The organism is Pseudomonas lurida, assembly GCF_002563895.1.
In the GTDB taxonomy this organism is placed as follows: Bacteria; Pseudomonadota; Gammaproteobacteria; order Pseudomonadales; family Pseudomonadaceae; genus Aquipseudomonas; species Aquipseudomonas lurida.
Map to the genome: position 1 here is coordinate 1,835,179 of NZ_PDJB01000001.1, position 20,270 is coordinate 1,855,448.

19 protein-coding genes and 1 pseudogene are annotated in these 20,270 nt (G+C 58.8%); 8 read left to right on the plus strand and 12 right to left on the minus strand.

Features of this window, described 5'->3' with window-relative positions; genetic code table 11:
* Positions 1–254 precede the first annotated feature (254 nt).
* The 3 genes from ATH90_RS08405 to ATH90_RS08415 form a co-directional block, all read right to left on the minus strand.
* Complete coding sequence (locus ATH90_RS08405; RefSeq protein WP_078732153.1) at positions 255–1,451, minus strand: hypothetical protein; 1,197 nt, start codon at positions 1,449–1,451, stop codon at positions 255–257.
* A 676-nt stretch (positions 1,452–2,127) separates the two neighbouring features.
* Positions 2,128–2,784 (minus strand): Wzz/FepE/Etk N-terminal domain-containing protein, encoded by a 657-nt coding sequence (locus ATH90_RS08410; protein WP_098466061.1) that lies wholly within the window; start codon positions 2,782–2,784, stop codon positions 2,128–2,130.
* A gap of 190 nt (positions 2,785–2,974) precedes the next feature.
* Entirely contained in the window at positions 2,975–4,162 is a 1,188-nt protein-coding gene (locus ATH90_RS08415; protein WP_034102581.1) for an MFS transporter, read from the minus strand.
* A gap of 482 nt (positions 4,163–4,644) precedes the next feature.
* Here ATH90_RS08415 and mqo point away from each other — a divergent pair, with 482 nt between their 5' ends.
* On the plus strand, positions 4,645–6,291 hold the full coding sequence (gene mqo, locus ATH90_RS08420) for a malate dehydrogenase (quinone) (protein ID WP_034102583.1): 1,647 nt from the start codon (positions 4,645–4,647) through the stop codon (positions 6,289–6,291).
* 72 nt (positions 6,292–6,363) lie between these two features.
* On the opposite strand, the gene ATH90_RS08425 is transcribed toward mqo, so the two are convergent.
* Positions 6,364–7,035: an NADPH-dependent F420 reductase gene (locus ATH90_RS08425; RefSeq protein ID WP_098466062.1), complete on the minus strand. Its 672-nt coding sequence runs from the start codon at positions 7,033–7,035 to the stop codon at positions 6,364–6,366.
* Between the two features lie 99 nt (positions 7,036–7,134).
* Here ATH90_RS08425 and ATH90_RS08430 point away from each other — a divergent pair, with 99 nt between their 5' ends.
* Together ATH90_RS08430 and ATH90_RS08435 are read left to right on the plus strand one after the other, a co-directional pair.
* Positions 7,135–8,031 carry a LysR family transcriptional regulator gene (locus ATH90_RS08430; RefSeq protein ID WP_098466063.1) on the plus strand — a complete coding sequence of 299 codons (897 nt, stop codon included), beginning with the start codon at positions 7,135–7,137 and terminating at the stop codon, positions 8,029–8,031.
* Between the two features lie 174 nt (positions 8,032–8,205).
* The gene (locus ATH90_RS08435; RefSeq protein WP_043274284.1) at positions 8,206–8,535 is read left to right on the plus strand and encodes a YXWGXW repeat-containing protein; all 330 of its coding nucleotides are present in this window, start codon (positions 8,206–8,208) and stop codon (positions 8,533–8,535) included.
* Positions 8,536–8,542: 7 nt separating this feature from the next.
* On the opposite strand, the gene ATH90_RS08440 is transcribed toward ATH90_RS08435, so the two are convergent.
* The 3 genes and pseudogenes from ATH90_RS08440 to ATH90_RS29345 form a co-directional block, all read right to left on the minus strand.
* Positions 8,543–8,911, minus strand: coding sequence for a hypothetical protein (locus ATH90_RS08440; RefSeq protein ID WP_098466064.1), 369 nt, complete (start codon positions 8,909–8,911; stop codon positions 8,543–8,545).
* A 77-nt stretch (positions 8,912–8,988) separates the two neighbouring features.
* Positions 8,989–9,316: pseudogene (locus ATH90_RS08445) on the minus strand (PIN domain-containing protein); the annotation flags it as partial.
* Positions 9,301–9,450, minus strand: coding sequence for a hypothetical protein (locus ATH90_RS29345; RefSeq protein ID WP_170041109.1), 150 nt, complete (start codon positions 9,448–9,450; stop codon positions 9,301–9,303). The gene ATH90_RS29345 and the pseudogene ATH90_RS08445, both read right to left, overlap by 16 nt.
* Positions 9,451–9,601: 151 nt before the next feature.
* Between ATH90_RS29345 and ATH90_RS08450 the strand changes: the two genes are divergently transcribed.
* A complete protein-coding gene (locus tag ATH90_RS08450; protein WP_098466065.1) occupies positions 9,602–9,994 on the plus strand; it encodes a RidA family protein in 393 nt (130 codons plus the stop codon).
* A gap of 1 nt (position 9,995) precedes the next feature.
* On the opposite strand, the gene ppnN is transcribed toward ATH90_RS08450, so the two are convergent.
* A complete protein-coding gene (ppnN, locus tag ATH90_RS08455; protein ID WP_034102596.1) occupies positions 9,996–11,369 on the minus strand; it encodes a nucleotide 5'-monophosphate nucleosidase PpnN in 1,374 nt (457 codons plus the stop codon).
* A 150-nt stretch (positions 11,370–11,519) separates the two neighbouring features.
* Positions 11,520–12,344, minus strand: coding sequence for an aspartyl/asparaginyl beta-hydroxylase domain-containing protein (locus ATH90_RS08460; RefSeq protein WP_069022410.1), 825 nt, complete (start codon positions 12,342–12,344; stop codon positions 11,520–11,522).
* 309 nt (positions 12,345–12,653) lie between these two features.
* Here ATH90_RS08460 and fabV point away from each other — a divergent pair, with 309 nt between their 5' ends.
* Both fabV and ATH90_RS08470 read left to right on the plus strand, forming a co-directional pair.
* Complete coding sequence (gene fabV, locus ATH90_RS08465) at positions 12,654–13,847, plus strand: enoyl-ACP reductase FabV (protein ID WP_034102600.1); 1,194 nt, start codon at positions 12,654–12,656, stop codon at positions 13,845–13,847.
* 240 nt (positions 13,848–14,087) lie between these two features.
* Positions 14,088–14,711, plus strand: a complete 624-nt coding sequence (locus ATH90_RS08470) for an HAD family hydrolase (protein WP_034102602.1) — start codon at positions 14,088–14,090, stop codon at positions 14,709–14,711.
* Here the strand turns inward: ATH90_RS08470 and ATH90_RS08475 are convergent.
* A complete protein-coding gene (locus tag ATH90_RS08475) occupies positions 14,708–15,613 on the minus strand; it encodes a LysR family transcriptional regulator (protein WP_034102603.1) in 906 nt (301 codons plus the stop codon). The genes ATH90_RS08470 and ATH90_RS08475 overlap by 4 nt on opposite strands.
* Positions 15,614–15,716: 103 nt before the next feature.
* Here ATH90_RS08475 and ATH90_RS08480 point away from each other — a divergent pair, with 103 nt between their 5' ends.
* The gene (locus ATH90_RS08480) at positions 15,717–16,886 is read left to right on the plus strand and encodes an aspartate aminotransferase family protein (RefSeq protein WP_098466066.1); all 1,170 of its coding nucleotides are present in this window, start codon (positions 15,717–15,719) and stop codon (positions 16,884–16,886) included.
* 119 nt (positions 16,887–17,005) lie between these two features.
* Here ATH90_RS08480 and punR read toward each other — a convergent pair whose 3' ends face one another.
* Positions 17,006–17,920: a DNA-binding transcriptional activator PunR gene (punR, locus tag ATH90_RS08485; RefSeq protein WP_034102608.1), complete on the minus strand. Its 915-nt coding sequence runs from the start codon at positions 17,918–17,920 to the stop codon at positions 17,006–17,008.
* A 122-nt stretch (positions 17,921–18,042) separates the two neighbouring features.
* Between punR and punC the strand changes: the two genes are divergently transcribed.
* Positions 18,043–19,233, plus strand: coding sequence for a purine nucleoside transporter PunC (gene punC, locus ATH90_RS08490; RefSeq protein WP_034102610.1), 1,191 nt, complete (start codon positions 18,043–18,045; stop codon positions 19,231–19,233).
* A gap of 63 nt (positions 19,234–19,296) precedes the next feature.
* Here the strand turns inward: punC and ATH90_RS08495 are convergent, their stop codons facing one another.
* On the minus strand, positions 19,297–20,130 hold the full coding sequence (locus ATH90_RS08495; RefSeq protein ID WP_034102612.1) for a hypothetical protein: 834 nt from the start codon (positions 20,128–20,130) through the stop codon (positions 19,297–19,299).
* Positions 20,131–20,270 lie beyond the last annotated feature (140 nt).

Consider the following 20,270-nt stretch of genomic DNA (forward strand, 5'->3'; position numbering starts at 1 on the left):
AAAAGAAGCTCTAGATCTATTGTGCAAAAGGAGTTTTAGGTGGGTCTAGTGGTTTTGCTAATTATTTTGATTTATTTGCTTGTATACCGAAACTTTCGCAAGGTGTGAATGCGAAATCGTAGTATTGGAGTGCGAAATCACTCTGGTCGAGTGCGGTTTTACTTTAGGTAAGTCCGGAGCTCGCAAGGGATGAGTGCGAAATCGCAGTATGGTCTTGCGACTTCGCTTTGACAGTAAGTAATATGGAAGGTATATCAGTTGTAGAAGGTTATACTTGGGAATATACCAGTCTCTTTACCTTCTTCAACGATACTGTCAAATGGATCAAAGAACTTCTCTGGTGTACTGAGCTTTGCTGTCCATGTCACAAGCTCTGGATATCCCATTACGTAACATGAAGAATTCATTTCTTTACCCAGCCCAAGAACTCGTTCCGAGTAGCTCTCCCATTCATTGATGAAAGTTTCCTGGACAACTATAAGGTTTCGGATCACTTTGTCGTGCGTTTCAATCTCAAAGATATCTTCGCCAAAGTGAAACTGCAGGTTCTCACCACGTCTGAGGTACTTAATCGCTCCTCTCGTTTGATCAATAGCTTTATCAAGAGCCTTTGAAACTGTCGAGATCTTTCTTTTTAGAGTTCGATCTAAGGACTTCTCCGTGTTTGGGCTGTCCTTGGCCTGAATCAGCAGCAGATATTCATCGGAGGCAACTAAAACGTCGACGAACTCTTCATTGTTATCTGTGCGAAGTGGGTTCAGGAATATTGAGTCTTCATGAAATACTTTCTGAAGTAGCTTAACAATATCCATCTCTTGAAAGCTACCTGGCTCTAGCCTCTCAAGGGTCGAGTGGCTCACAGGTGGGCCTTTTTGAAACAGATTGTTCATGGGTACTGCGTCTAGAATGAATAAATCCTCGATCATTAGTGGTTCAAGGAAGTTAACCTTGATCGAGTTCTTATCATCCTGAAGCGATCTGCGCATGAACCAGTGATTAGTTAAGTCACGAATTTCATAAGCAGCCTCAAGGCTTGATGGGGCAAGCTTGTATTGGCTTTTGTCGAACTCTGCGAATTTTGTGTTCTGCGACCTGTAGCCAAGAAGTTCGCGATTGTTGTCGTCAAAGAAATGAATGTCGAAGCTTTCCGATGAAAGCAGGTCAAATATGGAGTGTCCCATTTCATCGTCTAGCAGGGGAGTAACAACCATCAGTGGGTTGAGCTCATCATCTTCATATGTAGTGACCAGACCGTGGTAAGTCTCTCCGTTCATCCGACATGGGGCTAGATAGAACCCGATGCGCTGCTTGGCTTTTGCGGCTAGTACGGCCTCCTTGGGCACTTTAATTATGAGGAGGAGCGTACCTTCCTTGTCGTTTGCAATCGTACTTATCCCGTGATGTAGGTCTCTCACGTGCTGCATCAGATGTGGATAGCGGATGGTCAGCATTGTGTCTCCATGAGGCTGGCATAGATCAATGTGCCACTACTCATAGCATGAAAGTGGCAGCTATTCACTGTGCAGGAGAGGGGAAAAGTAGGTAGTGCCAGTCGGTAGTGCTATGGCTGGAGGCACTGGCGCTCAGCGTGGAGTCCAATCGGTCTGTCCAATGTTTTCGCTGTCAGGGTAGGAGGGCGGTATCGATGTCTGCACACAGAATGTACACGATCACAGCAAACCCCAATGAATTAAGGATTTGGTGATCCAATCCATCATCGGGGCGACGGAGAAGCGGCGGGAGAGTGACTTCGGTGAGGCGCTGATCAGGGGCATTGGACAATCTGAGTGGGTAGGGCGGAATGCGTGAGTTTATCAGGAATGGGCGTGCAGGTTTTGTGCTCAGGCTGAGAGGGTTCTTCTGTCCATAATGCGACTGCGGCCTTGGCGTTCGACGTTGACGAACCTGGCGAGTGAAGGGGGAAGCGTGCGTGCTGTTTTCAGCAAAAAATTACCGTGAAAAAAGGCAGGCACGGTGCAATAATGGCTTAGGGCCATTATTTTACTTTATAAAAGTATCCTTGATGAAAACAACATTTTCCGCGAAATTGTTTATTGTTTTTATTGCTTCCCTGCTGGTCTGCGTTGTTTATTTCCTGGTTGAAGAATTCCTGTAGCGTTACGACGCTCAGTTCGACTGTTTGTATTGTCGAATGAAGAACCTGCCGAGCACAAAGACACTCCCTAGCACCAGTCCTAAAAAGGCGCCGAGAAAGGCAAACTTTTTAGTGCTCTTGGTGGAGGACGTTTTTATTTCATCAAGGGCGTTAAAGGCTTTTAGCGTATTGCCTGCGGCCAGGGCCGGCAGGTTAAGTGCTATCGACTCGGCGTTGGCCGTTTCCATCGCGGACTTCAACTGGGCAGACGCCAGTGCTGCTGTCGTAGCGGTGGTTGAGGCGACATAGAGTACAGGCTCATTACCTCCCGACTTAGGTGGGGTGTCTTTCAAGGCAATGGAGTTGGCGGCCATCACGCCCATCGCAGAATAGAAAATATCATTCTGTATCGTGCTGTACAGCTTGGTTTCCAATGACAGCGGGCTGGCCTTCGCGGGCGCGTCCTTTTCATTGATTTCTTTATATAAGCTGTAGAGGGAAGGTTTAGTGATGTAAGTGCTGGCAGTCCATTGTTCAGGCGACGTGACAGAGAGAGCCAAAGAAGCAACTGTACCCAACACCGTGGTTGCAATAATCGTGGTCTTGCTAGTCCACAGTGCCTGAATAAGCGGTATCAGATCTATCTCATCATGGTTGGAACGGTCGTTTGAATTCGTAGGGCTGCTCACGAAAAATTCCTTTATTTGCGTTTGCAAATTGTAGAGAAAAAAACACAATGCGCCCACGTAAAAGTACGCGTCGTATTAGATGCGAATAGTTCTTGTCTGTTAAGCTCGGCGGACTCTAATAGCGTCGCGCCGACTCAGTACACTTGCCGTAGGATCATTTCTACGACGCATTCGTTCATCTACCAACGGCTCAATGTCCGCCACGCATCCTTCGTGCGATGAGATAAACACCGAGACCCACCAAAGCCGTTACCGCACCGATATAACCGGTACTCGTCCAGCCATAACCTGCGGTAATCGCCATCCCACCAAACCACGGCCCCAACGCGTTCGCCAGGTTGAACGCCGCGTGGTTCGACGCTGCCGCCAGGCTTGGCGCTTCATGGGCGATGTCCATCAGGCGGATTTGCAGCGGTGCGGCCAGGGCCACCATGGTGCCGACCAGGCCCATGCTCAGCAGCACGCCCCACAGCGACGATGCCGCGAAGGGGAAGAACAGCAGCACGGCCATCGACCACACCAGGATCAAGCCCACTGCACGGAACTGCATGCGGTCAAACAGCTTGCCGCCGGCAATGTTGCCGATGATCCCGCCCACGCCAAACGCCGCCAGGCCGAAGGGAATCCACTGGGGTGACACTTTGGTCACCTCGAGCATGGTCGGGGCCAGGTAGCTGAACACGCAGAACATCCCGGCAAACCCGATCGCGCCAATCGACAGCGCCATCCACACCTGCGGTTTGGTGAATGCGCGCAGTTCCTTGCGCGGGTCGCTGCGTTGTTCGTCGTGGCGATGGGGCACGAATTGCCAGACCAGCGCGATGGTGCACAGGGCGATGACGCTGACCAGTGCAAAGGCCGAGCGCCAGCCCAGGTGCTGGCCGAGGAAGGTGGCGATGGGGTTGCCGAGCAGCATGGCCAGGGTCAAACCCATCATTACGCGGGCCACGGCGCCAGCGCGTTTGTCGTTGGGCACCATGCTCGAGGCGACCACGGCGGCAATCCCGAAGTAGGCGCCATGGGGCAGGCCGCTGATGAAGCGGAAGGCCACCAGCGAGCCAAAGGTCGGGGTGAAGGCCGTGGCGAGGTTGCCCAGGGCGTACAGGCCCATCAACAGCAACAACATGTGTTTGCGCAGCAGCTTGGCGCCGAGGATGGCCAGCAGCGGGGCGCCGACCATCACGCCGAGGGCGTAGGCGCTGATGGCGTGGCCGACCTGCGGTTCGCTTAACCCCAGGTTCTGGGCGATGTCGGGCATCAGGCCCATGATGGCAAATTCGCCGGTGCCGATCGCGAAGGCGCCCACGGCCATGGCAGCTTCCATTTTGGCGGCGCTGCGCGCGGGCAGCACGTGCCCGGGTGTTTGCTGGATAGTCATGGGTAACTCTATTTGGAAGGATTGCACGAAGGACAGTCGCCGATGCTACGCAAGCAACGGCGAAGGTGTCTAGAACAGCCATTTGCACGAGAGTTCCAGGCCTGTGACCTCAGGTCGCGCCTGCCACCCTTGACATCGACACGGCAAAACATGCGATTTGGAGCTGTCAATTGGCCAAACAGCGCATATCGGCTGTTTGCCGTGATATTCTGCGCGCCGTCTTGGTCTAGTCTTTCTCTGGTACGTACACCCGTATACGTCCCAGCGATTGGCTGTCGCCCAGGTAGCTGAAGCCAATAATGATAAGAAGTCAGCGCAGAAGGGACATAAAAGTGAGGTCGATACGTCGGCCTTGTGTGCCCACCCTGCGGCCCTCTAGTGAATGTGTGAACCCCGCGGTGCGTTGCCTGGCGCAGCGTGATCGAGGGTTGCCCATGATCAGGGGCGGTAGGGCGGATGGCGTTTTATCATAGGTGCTACTGATGTTTAAAAAAGTAAACACTGCCCTGCTGGGGCTGGCTTTGTCGATGGGGATCACGTCCGTTCAGGCGGAAGAGGCAAAGAAAGTCGATGTGCTGCTGATCGGCGGCGGCATCATGAGTGCGACCCTGGGTGTATGGCTCAATGAGCTGGAGCCGGGTTGGTCGATGGAGATGGTCGAGCGCCTCGATGGCGTGGCCGAAGAAAGCTCCAACGGCTGGAACAACGCCGGTACCGGTCACTCGGCCCTGGCTGAGCTGAACTACACCCCGGAAGACAAGAACGGCAACGTTGAGATCCCGAAAGCGGTCGAGATCAACGAAGCGTTCCAGATCTCCCGTCAGTTCTGGTCCTGGCAGGTCCAGCAGGGCGTGCTGAAGAACCCGCGTTCGTTCATCAACTCCACACCGCACATGAGCTTTGTGTGGGGCGATGACAACATCAAGTTCCTGAAAAAGCGCTACGAAGCCCTGCAAGCGAGCCCGCTGTTCGCCGGCATGCAGTATTCCGAAGACCCGGCGCAGATCGCCAAGTGGGTTCCGCTGATGATGGAAGGGCGTGACCCGAACCAGAAAATCGCGGCCACCTGGACCCCGATCGGCACCGACGTTAACTTCGGCGAGATCACCCGCCAGTTCGTCGCTCACCTGCAAACCACTCCTAAGTTCGACCTGAAACTGTCGAGCGAAGTGCAGGACATCACCAAGAACGCCGACGGTTCGTGGCGTGTGAGCTACAAAAACCTGAAAGACGGCACCAAGACTGAAACCGACGCCAAGTTCGTGTTCATCGGCGCCGGCGGCGGTGCACTGCACCTGCTGCAGAAGTCGGGCATTCCTGAAGCCAAGGAATACGCTGGCTTCCCAGTGGGCGGTTCGTTCCTGGTGACCGATAACCCAACCATCGCCGAGCAACACCTGGCCAAGGCCTACGGTAAAGCTTCGGTTGGCGCGCCACCGATGTCGGTTCCGCACCTGGACACCCGTGTGCTGGATGGCAAGCGCGTGATTCTGTTTGGCCCATTCGCAACCTTCTCGACCAAGTTCCTGAAAGAAGGCTCGTACCTGGACCTGCTGACCAGCACCACCACCCACAACATCTGGCCAATGACCAAAGTGGGTATTCGTGAATACCCACTGGTCGAGTACCTCGCCGGCCAACTGATGCTGTCGGATGACGACCGCTTCAAGGCGCTGCAAGAGTACTTCCCGAACGCCAAGCAATCCGACTGGCGCCTGTGGCAAGCCGGTCAGCGCGTGCAGATCATCAAGCGTGACGAAGAGCAGGGCGGCGTCCTGAAACTCGGTACCGAAGTGGTCAGCTCCGCCGACAACACCATTGCTGGCCTGTTGGGTGCATCGCCAGGCGCGTCCACCGCGGCTCCGATCATGCTGACCGTGCTGCAGAAAGTGTTCAAGGACAAGGTCGCGACCCCTGAGTGGCAGACCAAGTTGCACCAGATCGTACCGAGCTACGGCACCAAGCTGAACGACAATCCTGAGGCTGTTGCCAAGGAATGGGCCTACACCGCCGGTATCCTGCAACTGACGCCGCCACCTGCTATCCCGCAAGTGACCGCGCCAAAGGCCACCGAGGCTGCCAAGCCTGCGGCTGCGCCGAGCAAGCCGGCCTCTGACCTGGCGCTGTAAGCCCAGTAACGAGCCGATGTCACAAGCCCGCTGAACCGGTCACGGTCAGCGGGCTTTTTTGTGGGCGGGTGTTTAAGCGTGGGTGTGCTCGCGGTTGACGGGCGGCAGCTCGACCGTGCGCTCGGCCGCTTGCAGGGCAGCCTTCAGCCTCGGCTGGTCCAGCGCCACGCAATACGCGGGCTTGGCGCGCTCGAACCGCCAGCTTTCATCCAGGCTGCCGGCATCGACGGCGTCAAAGCCCAGTTCGTCGAGCAGGGTAATCACCAGCGCTTTAGCGACAGCTTCGTCGCCCGCCACCGGCAATGCGCGGCGGTCAGGTGCGCCGTGGGGGCGGGCATCATCGATAAGGTCTGCGGCGAAGATCGCGTTGAACACCTTGACCACCGTTGACTGGGAAAAATGCTCGGCGAGCAGCCGGCTGGTGGTGGCTTCAAAGCGATCCAGCACGGGGAAGTGCCCGTCACGCTCCGGGTAGTAATTGTTCGCGTCCAGTACGGTCTTGCCTGCCAACCACTGCGCAGGGACGCTGCGGTAGTGTTCAAACGGAATCGCCACCAGCACCACGTCACCAAACTGTGCAGCATCTTCTGCACTGCCCACTTTGACGCCGCGTATGCCGCTGAGCACGCTGCTCATGGTCTGCGGGCCGCGCGAGTTGCTCAGCATCACTTCATGCCCTGCGGCCAGCGCCAGTTGTGCCACGGCACGTCCGATAAAACCGGCTCCAATCACGCCAATTTTCATGGTCTTGCTCCTGTCGAAAGGGGGAGCGGCTATGATGATTGGCAACCAGCGGGTGATAAATAAGCGTTCCAGCGGGGGTGTTGTTACTGGGAGTGGGGAATGATGGATCGTCTATCGAGCATGAATGCGTTTGTGATCGCCGCCGAGTTGGGCTCTTACGCCCGCGCGGCGGAGCGTTTGAACATGTCGGCGCAGATGGTCGCCAAACATGTGACCGCGCTGGAGCAGCGTCTCGGCGCGCGTTTGCTCAATCGCACCACGCGCAGGCAAAGCCTTACGGAGTTGGGGGGCGCGTATTACGAGCGGTGCAAACATATCCTCGCGGAAGCCGAGGCTGCGGACTCCCTGGCGCAGATCATGAATGACACGCCGCGCGGCAAGCTGAAACTCACTGCACCCGTGACCTTCGGCTCTTACAGCCTGATGCCGCTGATTACTGCGTTCCTGCGCGATAACCCGGACGTGGACATCGACCTGCACCTGACGGATCGTTTTGTCGACCTGGTGGAAGAGGGATACGAAGCGGCCTTTCGCATCGGCCCCTTGGCCACCACTGGCCTGACGGCTCGGCCATTGGCGCCTTATCGCTTGGTGGCTTGCGCTTCCCCTGCGTACCTGGCGGCGCGGGGTACGCCGCAGTTGCCGGCCGACCTTGAGCAGCACGAATGCCTGGGCTACGCCTTTTGGTCACGTCCTGCGGACCGCGAATGGATGTTTTATCAAGGTTCGACGCAGCACACCGTTCAGGTGAACAGCCGTCTGCAGATCAACGAAAGCAGGGCGTTGATGTCGGCAGCGCTGGATGGTTTTGGCATTGTCCTCGGCCCCTTGGACTTCCTGGGTACGGCGATTGGCAGGGGGGAGCTGGTGCAGGTGCTGCCGGACTTCGAGGCGCCGAGCCGGCCGATGCATCTGGTCTACACCGCCAATCGGCAGCGTACCGCCAAGTTGCGGCGATTTGTCGAGGCGGTGCTGGTGCGCTTCGGTCCGGCTTGAACGCTCACCTATGGCAGCGACCGACCGTCGCGTGCGCGACTTGAGCACCGCAGGTTCAGCAAGCTGACAGACACCACCTGTTAAAAATACCCAATGCCAAGCAGGAGCGAGGCTGCAACAAGGGGGCATTTTTTACCGGTGTAAGTGTTGGGCGCCAGCGCCCGAGGGTTTTGTATGTTGCTACGTTACGCAGCATTGGCGGCCATGGTCGTCGCGGCATCCGGGTGTGTACAAGAGCGCGTCGTGCATGAGCGCAGGCCGGTGCAACGTGAGTATGTCGAAGTCGTCGCGCCGCAACCGCCGCCGGTGCAAGTGATCGAAGTCGAGCCGCCAGTGCGTTACGGCTATATATGGTCACGCGGTTACTGGCGCTGGGAAGGCGGGCGCTATGTCGCGGTGCATGGCCATTGGGAGCCGGTGCGCGAGGGCTATCGCTATGTGCATCCGCATTGGGTGCAGCGTAATGATGGCTACCACTGGCAGGGTGGCGGCTGGGTTCGCTGAATAGCGGCTAAATAGGCTTCTGGGTGCCCAGCAGCCGCACCTCCCGCAGTAGCGCGGCACCGAGCTGATCGGTGCCCAGTTCCCTGTAGCCTACTGCCTTGACCTCGCCATTCTCCTCCGCCTGGATGAGGATCACCGGGGTTTCCTTGCTGGTGGCTTCGTCCACGTGCATGGCGTACTGGGGAATATCCAGCTTGATCGGCGTACCCGCCGCCTGGCCTTTCACATTGATCAGGAAGGCGGCGCAACCGGTATCCACATCTGCGCTGGTGGCGGAGCGGCCGCTGACGAAGCAGGTTTTTGGCAGGTCCGGCCAAGTGATGGTGTCGGCCAGGGCGGGTATGGAGGCCGTGGCCAAGGCTGCGAGTAGAAACATGCGCACGTCAGTCTTTCTCTCGATCAAGGTTGGAAGCGTTTTTTACCAAAGCCCGCCCGCTGTCGCAACGCGACGGTTCAGGCCAGCCGCTTCATGCCGGTGGTCTTGATCGCATTGAGGACGAAGGTGGCCGTGTACTTGCAGCCAGCGGCATGGCCACAGCGCTCGATCGGGCCGTCTGCAACGTCAGCCTTGTTGGCCACAAACTTGCGCAGTGCCTGCCAGACAATCTCCGCATGTTCTACGGTCAATTCGCGGGTACGGAGCACGGGTTCCAGTACCGTCACGCCTCGCTCCTGGCCGACGGGTAGCAGCTTTGCAGCACCCAGACCAACGCCACGATGGAAACCATGCTGACGAAGCCTGGCGAGGCGGAGGCAGTGATTCGATCAGCCCGGACTGGCGGGTTTACGGATCAACCCCTTGAGGTCTTGAACCGTGTGGCTTGCGGCAATGATGGAAAACTGCCCGTCTTCCATTTCAACAAATTCGGCCCGGTCACCTGTTTCCAGGCCAAGGGCGGTCGCTATGGTGAACATCTCAATCGCTATATTCCTTACCTTAGGCTAAGGAGTGGCAGAGGAGGATAGGCGTTGGTCCATAGGTCTCTCATCTGGTGCGGGTGAGTCGGAACAGGTAAAACACTCGTCCGAACTGTGCTCGCCCACTGGGTTTAAAGAGATACAAACCATGACCGACCGCCACCTCATCATCCCTCCTGCCATGCACCCCATCGTCGAGCGCGCCGGCTACGTGCCCGCGGTCAAAGTTGGCAAGACGCTGTACTGCGCAGGGCAGGTCGGGCGTACGGAAGGGTTGGCGGTGATCGAGGACCCCGAGGCGCAATTCGTCGCGGCCTGGGAGAACCTGCGGCAGGTATTGGAAGAGGGCGGCTGCACCTTCGACGACGTGGTGGACATGACCACCTACCACGTGAACATGAGCCAGCACATGGCGGTTTTTCGCGAAGTGAAAAACCGCCTGTTTCCACGCGGGCATTGCGCCTGGACCACGATCGGGGTGTCGGAACTGGCACACCCCGGTCTGTTGGTGGAAATCAAATGTGTGGCAGTACAACGCTAATTCATTGCACCACGCGGTAGCACGGCACATACGCCGCGCCACCCGGCAACTTCATGCGGTGCTGGGCGACAAATGCCTGTAGCAATTCGTCCAGCGGTTTCATGATGGCCGGGTCGCCGTGGATCTCGTACGGGCCGTTCTGCTCGATCAGGCGAATACCCTTGTCCTTCACATTACCCGCCACGATCCCCGAGAATGCACGACGCAAGTTGGCGGCGAGTTCGTGGGGCGGCAGCGCGTGGCTCAGTTGCAGGCTGGCCATGTTTTCGTGGGTCGGGTCGAACGGGCGCTGGAAGCCCTCGTCGATCTTCAGCAGCCAGTTGAAGTGGAACGCGTCGTTGCGCTCGCGGCGGAACTGCTTCACGGCCTTGAGGCCGGCGGTCATCTGGCGTGCCACTTCGGCCGGGTCGTCGATGATGATCTGGTAGTGCGCCTGTGCAGCCTCACCCAGGGTGGCACCGACGAATGCGTGCAGTTGCTGCAGGTACGGCGCGGCGTGTTTCGGCCCGGTGAGGATGACCGGGAAGGGCAGGTCGCGGTTGTCCGGATGCATGAGGATGCCCAGCAGGTACAGGAACTCTTCCGCCGTACCGGCACCGCCCGGGAAGATGATGATGCCGTGGCCGACGCGTACGAAGGCTTCCAGGCGTTTCTCGATGTCCGGCAAGATCACCAGCTCGTTGACAATCGGGTTTGGCGCTTCGGCGGCGATGATGCCCGGCTCGGTCAGGCCCAGGTAGCGCCCACCGGTGATACGCTGCTTGGCGTGGGAAATGGTCGCGCCTTTCATCGGCCCTTTCATCACGCCAGGGCCGCAGCCGGTGCACACGTCGAGGCTGCGCAGGCCCAGTTCGTGGCCGACTTTCTTGGTGTACTTGTATTCTTCGGTATTGATCGAGTGGCCGCCCCAGCACACGACGATTTTCGGTTCGATACCTGGACGCAGCGTACGGGCGTTGCGCAGCAGGTGGAACACGTAGTCGGTGATGCCTTGGGAGTTGCTCAGGTCGATGCGTTGGCTGTCGAGTTCGTTCTCGGTGTAGACAATGTCGCGCAGGGCGCTGAACAGCATCTCGCGGGTGCTGGCGATCATTTCGCCATCGACGAATGCGTCGGCGGGGGCATTCAGCAGTTCGAGGCGCACACCACGGTCCTGCTGGTGGATGCGTACTTCAAAGTCCTTGTAGGCGTCGAGAATGGTCTTGGCGTTGTCGATGTGCGCACCGGTGTTGAGGATCGCCAGGGCGCATTGGCGGAACAGGGTGTAGATGCTGCCGGTACCGGCTTCGCTCAGTTGCTGGACTTCACGTTGTGACAGGGTTTCGAGGCTGCCCTTGGGGCTGACGGAAGCATTGATGACATGACGTTGGGGCATTCTGATTCCTTGAAAGCGCAGCCACCGCACCCGCAAGGGGCCGCGATGGCTTGAGAATGATGGGCGCCGATTTCGGTCGCACGAGCACGTTATTTACCTCAGGCACAAGGCCGAGCGCAAACACCGTCCAGCACCATCATGCCGCAGAACTTACTGAATCAGCTTCCAGTTTTTGTAGAAAACCCGACGCAGGGTAAAGACCATGCCGGCAAATCCAGCGATCACGGCGTTGAGCACCGAAGGCAGCGGGGTGGGCCGCACGATGTCGATGAACAGGCAGTAACGCTTTGCATCGTTTTTGTTGAAGGAGGCATGCATCAACGTGTCATCGAAGATGAACAGCGGGTCGTCGTGCCAGTAGTGCTTGTGCTTGCCCACCTGGATGTACACCCCTTCGTGATGGGGCGCCGGTGCCATGTTGTAGAGCACGCGGAACATCATGCGCAGGGGCCCGAAGTGAAACGACGTCGAGCGGTTTTCATTGAACACCGACACGCCGATGGTCTTCACGAACGGCAGCTTTTCGCGCAGCGTCGGAATGTCCAGGGCGGTCTCGATGGGCCGGCCATACCATTGGAAAAACAACATGCCGCGCTTCTTCTCGGCCATGCGTGCGTCCAGGTAATCGATGATTTCGTCCTTGTGGGCCATGGCATCATCGATGACCTGTTGCAGGTCTTCGCGCCAGGCCGGCGGCAGGTCACGCATCGTGTAAACGTGGCGATTGCGCGAGCTCAACAGGTCGAACAAGGTATTGAACGGCGCCAGCAGCCAGGTGTTGCGGCCACTGCCGATAAAATATTTCTTGAGGGTGCCCGCGTCATACAGGCCATTGCGCAGGAAGTCGTAGATACCGCAGACCACCACCAGGCCCAGGAACACCAGTGTGGTCTCGGGGAAGATATCAATAATCAGCAGCACACCGAGTACCCAGGCGACCGATACCGCTTTTTTACGCAAAGCAGGCTTGTTCATGTAACTCAGCTCCAGCAGGACGCCATTCGACAGGTCCGGATCCGTGGCTTCGAGTGGTGGGGTTTTGAAACATATTGAAACAACTGCATCATGATAAGACGTTCTGCGCTGGATAGGCGTTTTAAATATTGCGAAATTGTGAAGGCTCTACACAGTTTTTAACCCTTGCCGAGCGGTGTGGATTGGATTTTGTAAACGGAAGATTTGCGACTATCGTGACGCTTCGGTTTTTTGGACGTCATAGACCGGTACGATTGAAGTTGAATGGCCACCACTGGCCTTCGGCACCTTGGAAGAGGCAGAAATTTTATGATCATCAAACCGCGGGTTCGTGGCTTTATCTGTGTGACCGCTCACCCTGTTGGCTGTGAAGCGAACGTCAAGGAGCAGATCGACTACGTAACTGAGCACGGCGCCATCGAAGGCGGCCCCAAAAAGGTGCTGGTCCTCGGCGCTTCCACTGGCTACGGCCTGGCCGCGCGCATCAGTGCTGCGTTTGGCTGCGGCGCCGACACCCTGGGCGTGTTTTTTGAGAAAGAAGGCGAAGAAGGCAAGCTGAGCTCCGCCGGCTGGTACAACAGCGCTGCGTTCGAGAAGTTTGCCGTCGAAAAAGGCCTGTACGCCAAGAGCATCAACGGTGACGCGTTCTCCGACGAGATCAAGCGCCTGACCATCGAAACCATCAAGAAAGACCTGGGCAAGATCGACCTGGTTGTCTACAGCCTGGCCGCGCCTCGCCGTACCGACCCGCAAGGCGTGGTGCACAATTCCACCCTCAAGCCGATCGGCAAGGCCGTGACCCTGCGCGGTATCAACACCGACAAAGGCGTTGTGGTCGACACCACCCTTGAGCCGGCCACCCAGGAAGAAATCGACGGCACCGTGAAAGTCATGGGCGGCGAAGACTGGCAGCTGTGGATCGACGCCCTGCGTGACGCCGACGTCCTGGCCGAAGGCGCCAAGACCACTGCGTTCACCTACCTCGGTGAAAAGCTGACCCAGGATATCTACTGGAACGGCTCCATCGGCGAAGCCAAGAAAGACCTGGACAAAAAAGTCCTGACCCTGCGCGACAACCTCGCGGCACTCAAGGGCGACGCCCGTGTATCGGTGCTCAAGGCCGTGGTGACCCAGGCGAGCTCGGCCATCCCGATCATGCCGCTGTACCTGTCGCTGCTGTTCAAAGTGATGAAAGAGCAGGGCACCCACGAAGGTTGCATCGAGCAGGTGTATGGCCTGTTCAAGGACAGCCTGTACGGCAAAGAGCCGAAGCTCGACGCCGACGGTCGCCTGCGTGCCGACCTGGCCGAGCTGGAACCTAAAGTCCAGGACGCCGTGGCGGCCCTGTGGAACCAGGTCAACGACGACAACGTCAACGAGATCAGCGATTTCGCCGGCTACAAGGCGGAATTCCTGCGTCTGTTCGGCTTTGAAATCGACGGCGTGGACTACGAGGCCGATGTAAACCCGACCGTTAAGATCAATGGCCTGATCCAGGCCTGAATACGCTCGACAATGTAGGAACTGGCTCGCTGTGGGAGCCTGGCTTGCCCGCGATGCAGGCGCCTCGGTGTATCTGATGCACCGAGGTGATGGTATCGCAGGCATGCCAGCGCCCACATAAGGCTGTTCCCACATTTGATCTGCGTGGTTTCAGACTCCTGTTGGGCGTCAACGCTCGCCTCCTGCCTTCCAGAATCTGCCAGACTTCATCCGCTATCACTCACGCTAACGGAGGATCTGATGACGATTCGTGCAGTAGTTTTTGATTTCGGCGGTGTCCTGTTCGATTGGAACCCGCATCACCTCTATCGCAAGCTGATTGCCGACGACCATGAGCGGCAATGGTTTCTCGATAATATCTGCACCCAGGCCTGGAACACCCAACAGGACGCGGGCCGCACCCTGGCCGATGGCACCCTCAGCCTCATCGAGCAATACCCCCATCATGAGCGCTTGATCCAGGCCTATTACGACCGCTGGCACGAAATGCTGCGTGGCGCGTTGCCGGACGGCGTGGCGATCCTCAAGGCGTTGCACCAGGCCGACATGCCGCTGTTCGGGCTTACCAACTGGTCTGCCGAGACGTTCCCGTATGCGCGGGCCAATTACCCGTTCCTGCAGTGCTTTCGCGACATCGTGGTGTCCGGCGAGTTGAAGCTGATCAAGCCAGACGCGGCGATTTATCACGCCAGCCTCAGCCAGGTACGTGCCCACCTGCCGGATATCCAGCCAGCTGAAGTGGTGTTCATCGATGATGTCGCCGGCAATATCGAGGCGGCCATTGCCCTGGGTTGGCAGGGCATTCACCACGTGTCGGCCGACAGTACGGCGGCGCGCCTGCGCGAAATGGGCGTGGAGTTCTAGCGCGCCCACTTTTCCATGGCGAAATCCACAAAGGCGCGCAGCTTGGGCAGGCGATACCGGTCCTGGCCGTAGAGCAGGTGCATGGGGCGGCTGGGCAGGCGATAGGTGGTGAGCAAGGCCACCAGCCTGCCGCTCTCCAGGTCCGGTTGCACCAGGGCATCGGCGAGCATGATGATGCCCATGCCGTTGACGGCCGCCTGGCGCAAGCCTTGCGAGCTGTTGATGGTCAATGAGCCGGACACCGGCACTTCCACCTCGCCGGCATCGTCGGTCATGCGCCAGCGTTTTTCAGTGTCGCGCCAATTGTCATTCGCCGGGTAGGCGAACGCCAGGCAGTCATGCTGCCTGAGGTCCTCGGGCTTTGACGGGGTGCCGCGTCGCGCCAGGTAGGCAGGTGAGGCGCACAGCGTGAGGGTGTAGTCCTGCATCGGCCTGGCGATCAGGCTCGACGTTTCCAGTTCGCCAAGGCGGATCGCCACGTCGAAGCCGCTGTCGACCAAGTCCATGCGCTCATTGCTCAACACCACGTACAGGTTGATGTGCGGGTAGCGCCGGGAAAACTCGCTCAAGGCCGGTGTGAGGCGTTCGGTGCCGAACACGGGGGGCGCGGTGATGCGCAGGGTGCCCTTGGGCACATCGCTATGGGCTTGCTCGGCCAGTTGCTCGGAGTCGGCCACCAGCCCCAACACTTCCAGGCAGCGCTGGTAATACTGCCCGCCAAATTCCGTGAGGCTTTGTTTGCGTGTGGTGCGCTTGAGCAGGCTGACACCCAGGCGCTGCTCCAGGGCGCGCAGGTGATTGCCGACCATGGTCGTGGACAACCCGCAGGCTTGGGCTGCCGCCGTCAGGCTGCCGGTCTCGACCACTTTCACGTACACCGACATTGCCTGGAACAGATCCATTATCAAGCCCTGGTTTAAAGTCATTGCAGGAATGTGCAGTTTATCCAGCTTGGGTGGCTAACGATACTGCAGCCATCCCTACGATGCACTGGAGCTTCGCACCATGACCGCCGCCTGCCTGATGACCACTTACCAACCCTTGGCCCTGAGCTTCACCCGCGGCCTGGGCACACGCCTGTGGGACCAGCAGGGGCGCGAATACCTGGACGCGGTGGCCGGCGTGGCGGTGACCAATGTCGGCCATTCGCACCCCAGGCTGGTGACGGCAATCAGCGAGCAGGCCGGCTTGCTGTTGCACACCTCCAATCTCTACAGCATCGACTGGCAGCAACGGCTGGCCCAGCGCCTCACCCAACTGTCTGGCCTGGACCGCGCCTTCTTCAACAATTCCGGTGCCGAGGCCAACGAAACAGCGCTGAAACTGGCGCGCCTGCATGGCTGGAAGAAGGGCATTGAAGCCCCCTTGGTGGTGGTCATGGAAAACGCTTTCCATGGCCGCACACTGGGCACGATGGCCGCCAGCGATGGGCCATCGGTGCGCTTGGGTTTCCAACGGTTGCCGGGGGATTTTCTCAAGGTGGGGTTTGGCGATATCGCCGCGATAGAAGCGATCACCCAAGCATTTGGCTCGCGGATCGCAGCGGTCCTGCTGGAGCCGATCCAGGGTGAAAGTGGCGTACTGCCGGCGCCGCCGGGCTACCTGCAAGCCCTGCGCGATCACTGCACACGCCACGGCTGGCTGCTGATGCTCGATGAAATTCAGACCGGCATCGGCCGCACCGGCGCCTGGTTCGCCTTCCAGCATGAAGGCATTCTCCCCGACGTGATGACCCTGGCCAAAGGCCTCGGCAATGGCGTACCGATTGGCGCCTGCCTGGCCCGTGCCGCGGTGGCCCAGTTGTTCACACCGGGCAGCCACGGCAGCACCTTCGGCGGCAACCCGTTGGCGTGCCGGGTCGGGTGCACGGTGCTGGAAATCATCGAAGAACAAGGCTTGCTGCAGAACGCGGCGCAGCAGGGCGAACGCTTGCTGGCACGGTTGCGGGTGGAGTTGAGCGAGCACCCGCAGGTACTGGCGATTCGTGGCCAGGGCTTGATGATCGGGATCGAGCTGGCGCGCCCTTATCGAGACCTGGCCCTGCGTGCCGCGCAGGAGCACGGGCTGCTGATCAACGTGACGCGCGGCAAGGTCATTCGCCTGCTGCCGCCGCTGACCCTGGACGCCAAGGAAGTCGAGATGATTGTGCGGGCCATTGCCCGCCTGTTGAGTTGAAATACAATCATACGGTGGGAGCGGGCTTGCTCGCGAATGGGGTGGGTCAGCAACAAATGTAGCGGCTGACACGCCGCCTTCGCGGGCAAGCCCGCTCCCACATTCGATCTACCTGATGTTCATAGATCTGGCCCGTTCAGCCATTCCTGGTTCATGGTCTCGGTATCCCCCAGGTACTCCAGCAACCACGCCATGGCCGGCGACAGCTTGCTCTGCGCCCAGGCCACACACGACGGGCTGGCCGGAAACGGCCGGCTCAGTTGCAGCGCCACCAGCTCACCGCGTTCGATCCACGGCAACACCTGATGCGCCGGCGCCATGCCGACGCACAGGCCGTCACGCAGGCAATCAAGGGCCGAAGACCAATTCGGCACCACCAGCCGGCGTTGGTTATCCAGGGTCCAGGTGTCGCGCTTGGGCAGATTACGCGAGGTGTCGGTCATGCACAGCGAAGCGAAGGGGCGCAATTGATCGTCGCTCAGCAAGCCTTCGACGCTTGCCAGCGGATGCCGCGCGCTGACCACGCAGAGCCAGTTCAACAAGCCCATATCGCGAAAGGTAAAATGACTGGCGACCGGCACCGCGCTGGTGGCGCCGATCACAATGTCAGTGCGCTCATCCGCCAACGCATCCCACACGCCGTTGTACACCTCGTACTCCAGCAACAGCTCGACCTCGGGAAACTGCCGATAGAAATCCACTACCAACTGTCGGCAGCGCTGGGGTTTGACGATGGAGTCCACCGCCACCTTCAACTGGCCACTCCAGCCATTGGCGACCTGCTGGCACAAGCGCCGCGTGCCAAGCATTTTTTTCATCACGCCACGGGCTTCGTCGATAAACAGGCGACCGGCGGGTGTCAGCTCGACGTCGCGGTGGCGTCGCACGAACAGCGGCACCGCCAGCCACTCTTCAAGCTGGCGCACCGTGTAGCTGATGGCCGACGGCACCCGGTGCAGTTCCTGGGCGGCTGCGCTGAAGCTGCCATGCCGCGCAACGGCATCGACGACATCCAGGGAATATTCGGACCACATTGTGATTGCCTTCAAATTTATTGATAAGAGTGTCCAATTATTATCGCTTCACACACAAACTGTCAGCTTCATAATGGGCGCCAGTCAGCAAATAGTTTGATGGCAAGATCAGCAAGGCTTCAATGAAAAATTCTTTTGGTTTCACGTGGTATCTGGCGGGGCTGAGCATGCTCGGTTACCTCGCAATGGACATGTATTTGCCGGCGTTCGGCGCCATGGGCGAGCAGTTGCACATTGGCGCTGGCGCGGTGGGCGCCAGCTTGAGTATTTTCCTCGCGGGCTTCGCGGTCGGGCAGTTGCTGTGGGGGCCGTTGTCCGACCGCCTGGGGCGCAAGCCGATCCTCCTCGCCGGCCTTAGCCTGTTTGTACTGGGCTGCGCGGGCATGTTCTGGGTCGAGACCGCACCGCAACTGCTGGCGCTGCGCTTCATTCAGGCGATTGGCGTGTGTTCCGCCGCTGTGAGCTGGCAGGCCCTGGTGATCGATCGCTACCCGGCCGACAAGGCCCATCGTGTGTTCGCCAGCATCATGCCGCTGATGTCGTTGTCGCCGGCGCTCGCACCGCTGTTGGGCGCAATGGTGCTGAATCACTTCGGTTGGCAGGCGATTTTCGGCGTATTGCTGGGCGTCTCGGTGCTGTTGCTGCTGCCGACCGTATTTCTGCGCGGCGTGCCGAAACGTCCTACGGAGGAGCGCAAACCGGTACGTCTCGGTTATGGGCAACTGCTCACGTCCCGCGTGTTTACCGGCAACGTGATGATTTTCGCCGCCTGCTCGGCCAGTTTTTTCGCCTGGCTGACCGCGTCGCCGTTCATTCTCGGCGGCATGGGCTACAGCCCGAATGACATCGGCCTGAGCTACGTGCTGCCGACCCTGGCCTTTCTGATCGGTGGCTACAGTTGCCGCAGTGCCTTGCAGCACTTACCGGGCAAGACGCTGCTGCCGTGGTTGCTGCTGGCGTACTGCATCAGCATGGTGGCGTTGTACCTGGTCGCCACCTTGACCGTGCCGACGCTCACCACCTTATTGATTCCGTTCTGCCTGATGGCGCTGTGCAACGGTGCCAGTTACCCCATCGTGGTGGCGAATGCGCTGATGCCCTTTTCGGAAAACTCCGGCAAGGCGGCAGCCCTGCAAAACACCCTGCAACTGGGCCTGTGCTTTCTCAGCAGCCTGCTGGTGTCGTCGATGCTCGACCAGCCCCTGCTGATTACCGTGATCGTGATGCTGGCGACTGCGCCGTTGGCCGTATTGGGCTACTGGCTGGCGCGGCCGAAAGCCGACGCTTCAGCGCTGGCACCGGAGCTGAAATGACAATGCGGTCAACACGGTGGGAGCTGGCTTGCCTGCGCCCACCGTTTGATTGGGTTTCTCCGGTTAGAAGGTGATTTCCATGTTCACCGTCGGCGTCGATGTGCGGCTCCCCCGGCCGCCGTCTACGCCGAACTTGTTATGCCAGTACTCGTAGCCCACCCCAAGGTACAGGTTCGGCTTGACGCTTTTGCCCGGTCGCACTGCCACCATCAGCGCAGTGCGCATCAGGGCTTCCGGCGCGGTGTCGCGGCCGTGGTAGTCCTCGCCTTTTTCCCCGACATAATTGATAAAGCCCTGGAATTTCGCCGCGTGGTTGGCGATCTCGAACGGGCGCATCCACGTCAGGTTGAGCAGGTAGGTATCGTCGAACGTGTGGTTCGACTCCTGCGCGCCGGGGATGCCGGTGTGGTTCCTTTCCTTGTAGTACATCAGGCTCAGGTCCAGCACGCCGACCGTGTTGAACTTCAAGGTCGGGCCGATCACCAGTGCGCGTTTTTTCGCTGAGGCGAAGTTGTTGTTGCGGTTGGCATCGAAACCCAGGGTCAGTGCGTAGTCCTTGATCAGCCCGCTGCCCAGCGGCACGTCGAACACCCGCGATGCATACACCTGGTGGCGGTACACCGCGTACACCTCGCTCCCGCCATGATCGGTGCCCTTGCGCGGGTCGCGGCTGTCGGACAGGAACACATCGAGGTTGAGGAAGTTGCTGCCGTACCGGTAGCCGCTGGCGTGGGTGAAGCTGTAGATGCGCTTGCTGAATTCGTCGGGGTTGTTCGGATTAGTGAACTGCTGGCCGTAGCGAAATCCTACGCTGTTGTTCATCCATTCCACTGCGACGGCCTCCCCACCGCCGAGGAGGGTGAGTGCAACGGTCGCTCCCTGTAATGCCTTTTTCATTGTTCTGGGTCCTTTGGCGTTCTGGCTCATCACGGCCGGATTGTTTTTGTAACGCCGATGGAGGGTATCTTGTTCGATTGATTGTATACAACTCTATGGACATCCAGTCCAAACATTGCATACAGTGGCCGCACAACAAA